Raw genomic sequence first — 9,260 nt, 5'->3', positions numbered from 1 at the left:
TTTGTCCATAAATAATCTGCCTTCTATATTTTGGCGCAAAGACGATGTGATACTTACAATTCCATGTTGTGTGTGCTAAACTTTTATTATCCATTCGGATCCCCTTTCGTACGAAGTCGGTTGACCAGACCTGAATTCATTGTACGGCTGGGGTTTTTTTCTTGTCCATAGCTAGAAGCTCTTTAGAACCCCTCGCATAGCAAGGGGTTTTCAAAAGATACAAAAAAACAGCGGATGACTTTCGCCCTCCGCTGTCTCAATCTTACATATTTTTCAGTTCTTCTAAACGTTTTAATACAACCGAATGTTTACTTTCGTAATCGGCTAATTTTTCACGTTCTGCATTCACTAATGCTTCTGGCGCTTTGGACACGAATTTCTCATTCGATAACTTACCAGTTACAAGCTTGACTTCTTTTGCCCATTTCTCTAATTCTTTTTCAAGACGAGCAATTTCTTCTTCTAAATTAATTAGTCCAACAAGCGGTAGGAATAGCTCAGCTCCAGTAACTACTGCTGTCATTGACTGACCAGGAGCTTCTAAACTTTCTCCAATTGTTAGCGTTTCTGGATTACAGAATTTTTCTAAATATGCTTTATTGGCTTCAAGTACTGTAGCCGTTGCAGCATCCTTCGCTGAAATATATAGCGGCACTTTTTTGCTCATAGGTGTATTTACTTCCGCACGAATATTACGTACTGAACGTATAATATCCATTAGGAGCTTCATATTGTCCGCTTCCTCTGCAAAATGAAGATCCGTACGTACAGTTGGCCATGCTGCCACTGTAATTGATTCACCTTCATGAGGTAAGTGCTGCCAGATTTCTTCTGTAATGAATGGCATGAATGGATGTAATAGACGCATAGTTTGATCTAAAACGTAAGCTAAAATAGAACGAGTTGTTTTCTTAGCTGCTTCGTCATTACCGTATAACGGTAATTTCGCCATTTCAATATACCAAGAACAGAAATCATCCCAAATAAAGTTATAAAGCTCGCGGCCAACCTCGCCAAATTCGTAGCGTTCTGCAAGAGATGTTACACGTTCAATTGTTTCATTTAAGCGAGTTAGAATCCATTTATCAGCAACTGATTTTTCACCAGTTAAGTCGATTTCATCAAATGTCATACCTTCCATGTTCATTAAAGCAAAACGAGAGGCATTCCAAATTTTGTTAGAGAAGTTCCAAATTGCTTCTACTTTTTCAGTTGTATAGCGTAAATCCTGACCTGGTGAAGATCCAGTAGCTAAGAAGTAACGTAATGAATCGGCACCGTATTTATCGATAACGTCCATAGGGTCTACACCATTGCCAAGTGATTTACTCATCTTACGTCCTTCACCATCACGTACTAAACCGTGAATTAATACATCTTTGAATGGACGTTGACCAGTAAATTCAAGACCTTGGAAAATCATGCGAGAAACCCAGAAGAAAATAATATCATAACCAGTTACAAGTGTGCTTGTTGGATAGTAACGTTTATATTCTTCATTTGTCTCATCTGGCCAACCCATTGTAGAAAATGGCCATAGTGCTGACGAGAACCATGTATCTAATACGTCTTCATCTTGTGTCCAATTTTCTGCATCTGCTGGTGCTTCTTTTCCTACGTAAATTTCACCTGTTTCATTGTGATACCAAGCTGGGATTTGGTGACCCCACCATAACTGACGAGAGATACACCAGTCACGAATGTTTTCCATCCAACGAGAATATGTGTTTTCGAAACGAGATGGTACAAAGTTTACTTGCCCTTCTTCATCTTTTTGAAGAGCAAGTGAAGCATCAGCGAGTGGTTGCATTTTTACAAACCATTGTGCTGAAAGATATGGCTCTACAACAGCACCAGAACGTTCAGAGTGACCTACTGAATGTGTATGCTCTTCAATACGGATAAGCACGCCCGATTCTTGTAAATCAGCTACGATTTGCTTACGGCATTCAAAGCGGTCCATACCGTTATACTTGCCAGCAAGCTCGTTCATTGTACCATCTTCATTCATGACAAGAATGCGTTCTAGGTTGTGGCGGTTACCAACCTCAAAGTCATTAGGATCATGTGCTGGTGTCATTTTCACAACCCCAGTACCAAATTCCATATCTACGTAGTCATCTGCTACGATAGGAATTTCACGACCTACGATTGGTAAAATAACTGTTTTACCGATTAAGTGTTGATAGCGCTCATCTTTCGGGTGAACGGCTACCCCAGAGTCACCTAGCATTGTTTCAGGACGTGTAGTCGCAACTTCCACATATCCTGAGCCATCAGCTAATGGGTATTTCATATGATAGAATGCACCTTGAACATCTTGATAAATAACTTCAATATCTGATAATGCTGTTTTTGCAGCAGGGTCCCAGTTAATAATGCGTTCGCCACGATAAATTAAGCCTTTTTCATATAATTGAACGAAAACAGTTTTAACTGCATCGGAAAGACCTTGATCAAGTGTGAAACGCTCACGAGAATAATCTAATCCAAGACCAAGCTTCGCCCATTGATCGCGAATATGCCCAGCATACTCTTCTTTCCATTCCCATGTTTTTTCGAGGAATTTTTCACGTCCTAAATCATAACGTGTAATATTATCTTCTCGTAGTTTGGCTTCTACTTTTGCTTGTGTCGCAATACCTGCATGGTCCATTCCTGGTAACCAAAGTGCATCATAACCTTGCATGCGCTTCATACGAATTAAAATATCTTGTAATGTTGTATCCCAAGCATGGCCAAGATGTAGTCTACCTGTTACATTCGGTGGTGGAATAACGATAGAATAGGGCTCCTTTTCACTTGTAGGCTGTGCCTCAAAAAATTTCCCTTGTAACCACCATTCATAACGACCCGCTTCAATGGACTGCGGATCATATTTTGTAGGCATTGAAATGTTTTCTGTCATTTTGACTCCTCCTGTTGATTTATTAATTTTACCGGTGTGAGATCGTACCAATCATTCTGTTTTTATGTCTCAGGTAGAGGCACATTTACCAGAAGATTAATGAAAATAAAAAAAACTCCTAGCGTCTAAAAGGACGAAGGAGTTTAAGTTCGCGGTACCACCTTTAATTCCAGCAGAGGCGAGTTAAGTTGTCACACATTTCATCAGAAAAAAATGTACTACTTGCTTAAACCTTTTACTACTGGCTCTCAATTCGGTAACGGTGTTTAACCGGCTTTAACTACTGTTAGTTCACTAAAGCTGCTCGAGGGCTACATTCAATTAGGTACAAATAGAAACTTTTCAGCTACTGTTTCCTCTCTTAAAATGTACTAATAATTTACTCTTCCCTGTCATAGCATCTATATTCGACTTTTTCACATTGTACCGCAAAATCGTGCATTTTTTCAAGTGATTTAGTCATTTTTTAGGAAGCACTACTAAAAAAGGAAGTGAAAATTCAAATGCGACGACGTAAGTATAATCCTTGGCTTTTACCACCATGGTTACGACAATTTCGTTTTTATTGTAAAACGATAATTGTACCAATTTGTGTTTTTCAGTTTATACGTGTCATCATCATTCCAACATCTGGAGATTTTATCATCTTATTGCTTCTGCTACTTCTATGCTATTTACTTTTGAGTGATGTCATTTGAAACACGAACCTTTAGCGGTGTATAGTCCTCCGTTAAATCCCAAATCATCGATGGAACTTCATGCCAGGAGCTGGATTCACGGACTACAATATGACTTGAGGATTCCCTCAACACTGTTTTTTGCTCAACTGGTGCAGGTTTTTCTTTTTTGTCTGAAGCCACTACAGCTTCAGACTTTTCCTTTGGTGCTGCAAATGTTACGACCTTTGATTTTTCCTCTTTTATGGATGTTGTTGATTTTTCTTCTTGTGTTGAAGCTACTACTGCTGGTTTTTGTGCTGAGGCCACTACAGGTGCAGGTTTTTCTTCTTGAATTGAAGCTACTACAGCTGTAGGTTGTTTTACCTGTGTCGTTTCTCCTATATGAGCAATCTTCTCTATTTGAGCTGAGGCATTGACAGTGACAGGCTGTTTTTCTAAAACATGAGCTTTTTCAAATGCTGGCTCAAGCTCATTAAACACACTTGTAACCGTCCATTCGAGCTGACACATCTGATTAGTCAATATAGGCCGAATATCCTTTACCATTAAATCTTCAATAGCTGCATCCTTTGGTAAATCCACATTTAAAGGAACTGCATACTCAAAATAACCAGTATCCCCTTGAATATCTAGCGCATCGATTTGTACTAATTCCTCATCATCCAGGAAAGCTTGCATGTCTTGAAAATCAAAGCGAACATGTGCTGTGATATGATAAATACCCATTAATCGTAGAGAATCTTCTAACTGCATTGTCTGCCATCGCGGCTTAATTTGTACAGCTGCTATTTCCGTTGGGCAGCCATAACCAGGAAAACAAAAAGTTTCACTCATATTCCAAGTTTTGTGTTCGATAATAATCCCTCCCCTTGCATCATATGAAGCTCCGAAGGATAGTATGCTAAAGGTTGATTAATCAATTTCGCCTTGGCGACGGAAATCAACCACACATTATGATGATGAGCCTAAAAAAAGGCATACTAGAAACCTTCTAGCATACCTTTTTACTGTTGTTACAACAGCAGAATTATACATTCACCAATTTAATTTTATTTGCCACACGATCTGTTAACATTCGTGTTGCTTTTGGTACGATCGGCTTAAAGATTGGATTTAAAACAGGACCAGCTAATCCTCCCGCTGTTACTTCTAAGAAGCCTGTCATCTTTGTATTTTCTGCATCAATACTTTCTGCTAGGAAATAACCGTTTCCTGAAAAGTTGTCAGAAAGTCCTTTTAATTCGAATGTTACTTTTGTAGGCGCTGCCCATTCTAAAATAGTAATCTCTACTTGTACTGTTTTTTTCAGTACACCAACATTGCCTTTAAACGTCCAATTTGAATGTTTTTCATCAATCATTTCATGTGCATTATAACCTGGGACAAGCTTTGCCCATTTTTCCATATCACTGACGAAATCCCATACATTTTCAATTCCTACGGGTACTTCGACCATATGTGTGCCAGTTGCCATATCAATTCACTACTTTCTTTTACGAATAGCTATATTATATACGATTTCGCCCACAATTTGGCTATGCTGAAAGTTATAATTTTAATAATTTTTTTCAAGCGATAACGATCATACATTCATTGTAATTAAACCGGAAAAAATATTAGCCATTGCAGATAAAGGCATATTATTGCATTACTTTAACAAAAAAAAAATAGCATGCCAGAAAAACATGCTATTTTGTATTAACCTGTTATCTTGCTAATTGTGCAAATACTTTATGGAAGGCATCAACCGTTTTTGCGATATGCTCCTCCGTATGTGCAGTAGAAATAAATAAACCTTCAAATTGAGATGGCGGTAAGAAAATACCTTCCTCTGCCATTAGACGGAAGTATTCAGCGAATAATTGTAAATCAGACGTTTTTGCTGAAGCGAAATCAATAACATCTTCATTCGTAAAGAAGAAACCTATCATTGAACCAGCACGATTCACAGTATGTGGAATATTGTATTTCGTTGCTGCTTCACGGAAACCAGCCTCTAATTGATCTCCTAGCTTTTTGAAGTATTCATAAGAGCTATTATCAAGGCGAGATAATGTTTCATAGCCTGCTGTCATTGCTAATGGATTTCCTGACAATGTTCCAGCTTGATAGATTGGACCAGCTGGTGCTACCTGCTCCATAATTTCCTTTTTCCCTGCAAATGCACCAACAGGAAGTCCACCGCCAATTACTTTTCCTAATGTTGTCATATCTGGTGTTACATCAAAATAACCTTGTGCACAGCCATAGTCAACACGGAAGCCTGTCATAACTTCATCAAAAATCAACAATGATCCATGTTCCTTTGTTAATTCACTTAAGCCTTGTAGGAAGTCTGGTTGTGGAGGTACAACGCCCATATTTCCTGCAACTGGCTCAACAATTACTGCCGCAAGCTCTGAACCAAACTTTTCGAAAATTAGTTTTGCCCCTTCTAAGTCATTGTACGCTACTGTTAACGTATTACGTGCAATATCCGCTGGGACACCAGGACTGTCAGGTAAGCCTAATGTAGCTACCCCTGAGCCTGCTTTAATAAGTAAGGAATCTCCATGACCATGATAAGAACCCTCAAATTTCAAAATTTTATCGCGTCCTGTAACACCACGAGCTACGCGTAAAGCAGACATCGTAGCCTCTGTCCCAGAAGACACGAAGCGAATCATTTCCATACCAGGAAGTCGATCTAATACTAATTTAGCTAATCGATTTTCTGTATAGCTTGGTGCTCCAAACGAAGAGCCTTTCGCTGCTGTTTCTGCAATTGCTTGTACAACTTCAGGATGTGAATGACCTAAAATAAGAGGTCCCCATGATAATACATAATCAATATATTCATTTCCATCAATGTCTTTAATAATAGCACCGTGACCAGATTCCATGAAGATTGGATCCATATTTACGGATTTGAATGCACGTACTGGGCTACTAACACCACCTGGCATTAAGTTAATTGCTTCAGCATAAGCTTGTTTTGATTTTTCGTAAGAACGCGTCATTTATTTCTCCTCCAACCAACGTGCAACATCTTTAGCATGATACGTAATGATTAAATCTGAGCCTGCACGTTTCATGCTAAGTAACGTTTCAAGCACTACTTTTTTCTCTTCAATCCAGCCATTAATAGCCGCTGCTTTAATCATTGCATATTCACCAGAAACGTTGTATGCAACAATCGGTAATGTAAAGTTATTTTTTACATCACGAATAATATCTAAATAACTTAGAGCTGGCTTAACGATTAAGAAATCCGCACCTTCTGCAATATCCGACTCTGCTTCACGGAATGCCTCCATACGATTCGATGGATCCATTTGGTATGATTTACGATCACCAAATTGAGGCGCACCATCAGCCGCTTCTCGGAATGGACCATAGTAGCTAGATGCATATTTTACGGCATATGACATAATCGGAACATTTTCAAAGCCTGCTTCATCTAGTCCTGCACGAATCGCTGCCACAAAACCATCCATCATATTGGAAGGAGCGATAATATCCGCACCGGCTTTTGCTTGTGATACTGCTGTACGTGCTAAAACATCTAATGAAGGATCATTTAAAATTTGATCGCCTTCAATTAAGCCACAATGACCATGATCTGTAAATTCACATAAGCATGTATCTGCAATGATTAAAAGCTCTGGATAGCGAGCTTTAATAAGTCGTGTTGCTTCTTGCACAATACCATGATCATGGAATGCACCAGTTCCGACTGCATCTTTTTCTGCAGGTAAGCCAAATAAAATAACCGCAGGAATACCTAAAGCAACAACTTCATCAATCTCAGCTTCAAGTTTATCTAATGAAAATTGAAAAACTCCCGGCATAGAAGATACTTCATTTTTAATGTTTTCGCCTTCAATAACGAAGATCGGATAAATTAAGTCTTCTTTGTGTAAGTATGTTTCTTTTACCATTGATCGTATTGCAGCATTTGCACGCAAACGACGATGTCTTTGAAATTGTAATTTTGTCATTTTCTTTCTCCTACTTTCGTTATTTCCTCGATGACTGCTTGCATTGTATATACGCTCGGCATAACATCCACAATAGCACCGTGATTCAAAATAGCTGCTTCTGTAATATGACCGATTACTGCTATACGTACTACCTCCCAACCAATTACCGAAGCTACATCCTTGGCGTAGACATCAACAGCGGAAGGGCTAGCAAAAATCACTGTGACATCGCTATTCGCACGGATACATTCAAATATTAATTGTTTTTGGTCGTGTCGCTCAATCGTTTCATAAACTGTCCATTCCTTCAATTTAAAGGGCAGCCCTTCCTTTAATGTCTTTTTCGCTTTTTTTCCACGAATAAATAGACACGTAGGATTGCTCCCTGCTACACTAGGAAATTCTTGAACAAATACATCTGCACTAAATATAGAAGGCATAAAGCTCACATGGAATCCTAGCTGTTCTAAGGCTGTAGTAGTTTTAGTACCAATAGAAGCAATTTTCCCTGAAAAATGCGCTGCATTTACATTAAAGCGGCGCATCTTGCTAGCAAAAGCTTCTACAGCATTTTGACTCGTAAAAATAAGCCATTCAAATTGACGCGCAAACTCTAATTGCACATCATCGTTTTTATTGATAAGCTCGCAAGTTTCAATCAATGGGACAAGTACTGCTTGGCCACCTAAAGCTAGAATGTCATCTATTATTGTTGTCGTTTTAGATGTACCTGTCAAAATAATAGTTTTACCTTCTAAAGGTAAATTATTTTGCATCTTGCTCTGCCTTTACTCGTTGAATTAATTCAAAAGCACCTTGCTTCGTTAAAATCTCAGCAAGCTCTTTTCCAACTGCTTCTGCATCAGTACCCACAACAGTTTCCTTATAAACAACTGAAGCGTCTGGTGCAGCAACAAGGCCAGTTAATGTAATTTCTTCCCCATTAGACTTTGCGTATCCTGCGATAGGCACTTGACAGCCACCATCCATAGCCGCTAGGAAAGCACGCTCTGCATGTGCTTCTTGCCAAGTAATGTTATCTGTTAACTTGCCTAATTCCGTTAATAGCTCCGTATCGTCTCCACGGCATTCAATACCTAGAGAGCCCTGTGCTACTGCTGGTAGACAATCCTCTACAGTTAAAAACTCAGTAACTACATCATCGCTCCAACCAAGGCGTTTTAGTCCAGCCGCCGCTAAAATAATGGCATCGTATTCATCAGTTTCAAGTTTACCTAAGCGTGTATCTACATTTCCACGAATCCATTTAATTTCTATATCTGGACGGACTGTTAAAAGTTGAGCACTACGACGAAGAGAACTTGTTCCAACTACAGCTCCTGCTGGAAGATCGGCAAATTTCACATGTCCTTTTGAAATAAATGCATCACGTGCATCTTCACGTGGTGGGATACAGCCAATTACTAATCCTTCTGGCAGTACGGCAGGCATATCCTTCATAGAATGAACAGCAAAGTCAATTTCTTTGTCGTAAAGTGCTTGTTCAATTTCTTTTACGAAAAGCCCTTTACCACCTACCTTAGATAGCTGCACATCTAAAATTTGGTCGCCTTTCGTGACGATTTCTTTCACTTCAAATTCAAATGGTACACCAGCAGCTTTTAACTCATTGATAAACCAATTTGTTTGTGTTAAAGCTAGCTTACTTCTTCTAGAACCTACAATAATTTTTCTCAACAGTCTTCAACC

General features: G+C 39.0%; 8 protein-coding genes and 1 other annotated feature. All 8 genes read right to left on the bottom strand.

Features of this window, described 5'->3' with window-relative positions:
• Positions 1-94, bottom strand: a 94-nt coding sequence (locus ACQKOF_RS18795; protein WP_427560267.1) for a transposase, incomplete at its 3' end; no start/stop codon positions are given.
• A 168-nt stretch (positions 95-262) separates the two neighbouring features.
• Positions 263-2,908, bottom strand: coding sequence for a valine--tRNA ligase (locus ACQKOF_RS18790; RefSeq protein WP_427560258.1), 2,646 nt, complete (start codon positions 2,906-2,908; stop codon positions 263-265).
• 126 nt (positions 2,909-3,034) lie between these two features.
• Positions 3,035-3,313, bottom strand: a binding site (T-box leader).
• A 269-nt stretch (positions 3,314-3,582) separates the two neighbouring features.
• Complete coding sequence (locus tag ACQKOF_RS18785) at positions 3,583-4,341, bottom strand: valyl-tRNA synthetase (protein ID WP_427560255.1); 759 nt, start codon at positions 4,339-4,341, stop codon at positions 3,583-3,585.
• A 274-nt stretch (positions 4,342-4,615) separates the two neighbouring features.
• Positions 4,616-5,062 (bottom strand): CoxG family protein, encoded by a 447-nt coding sequence (locus tag ACQKOF_RS18780; RefSeq protein ID WP_053596748.1) that lies wholly within the window; start codon positions 5,060-5,062, stop codon positions 4,616-4,618.
• A 232-nt stretch (positions 5,063-5,294) separates the two neighbouring features.
• The gene (gene hemL, locus ACQKOF_RS18775) at positions 5,295-6,587 is read right to left on the bottom strand and encodes a glutamate-1-semialdehyde 2,1-aminomutase (protein WP_427560252.1); all 1,293 of its coding nucleotides are present in this window, start codon (positions 6,585-6,587) and stop codon (positions 5,295-5,297) included.
• On the bottom strand, positions 6,588-7,568 hold the full coding sequence (hemB, locus tag ACQKOF_RS18770; RefSeq protein WP_427560249.1) for a porphobilinogen synthase: 981 nt from the start codon (positions 7,566-7,568) through the stop codon (positions 6,588-6,590). It abuts the gene before it with no gap.
• Positions 7,565-8,326 (bottom strand): uroporphyrinogen-III synthase, encoded by a 762-nt coding sequence (locus tag ACQKOF_RS18765; RefSeq protein ID WP_427560246.1) that lies wholly within the window; start codon positions 8,324-8,326, stop codon positions 7,565-7,567. The genes hemB and ACQKOF_RS18765 overlap by 4 nt, the downstream gene beginning before the upstream one ends.
• Positions 8,316-9,248, bottom strand: a complete 933-nt coding sequence (hemC, locus tag ACQKOF_RS18760) for a hydroxymethylbilane synthase (RefSeq protein ID WP_427560244.1) — start codon at positions 9,246-9,248, stop codon at positions 8,316-8,318. The genes ACQKOF_RS18765 and hemC overlap by 11 nt, the downstream gene beginning before the upstream one ends.
• Positions 9,249-9,260: the final 12 nt, after the last annotated feature.

It is taken from the genome of Lysinibacillus sp. NPDC093190 (genome assembly GCF_050280425.1).
Taxonomy (GTDB): Bacteria; Bacillota; Bacilli; order Bacillales_A; family Planococcaceae; genus Lysinibacillus.
Note: the sequence above shows the minus strand (reverse complement) of the source record. Positions and strands in the feature narration are given on the sequence as shown.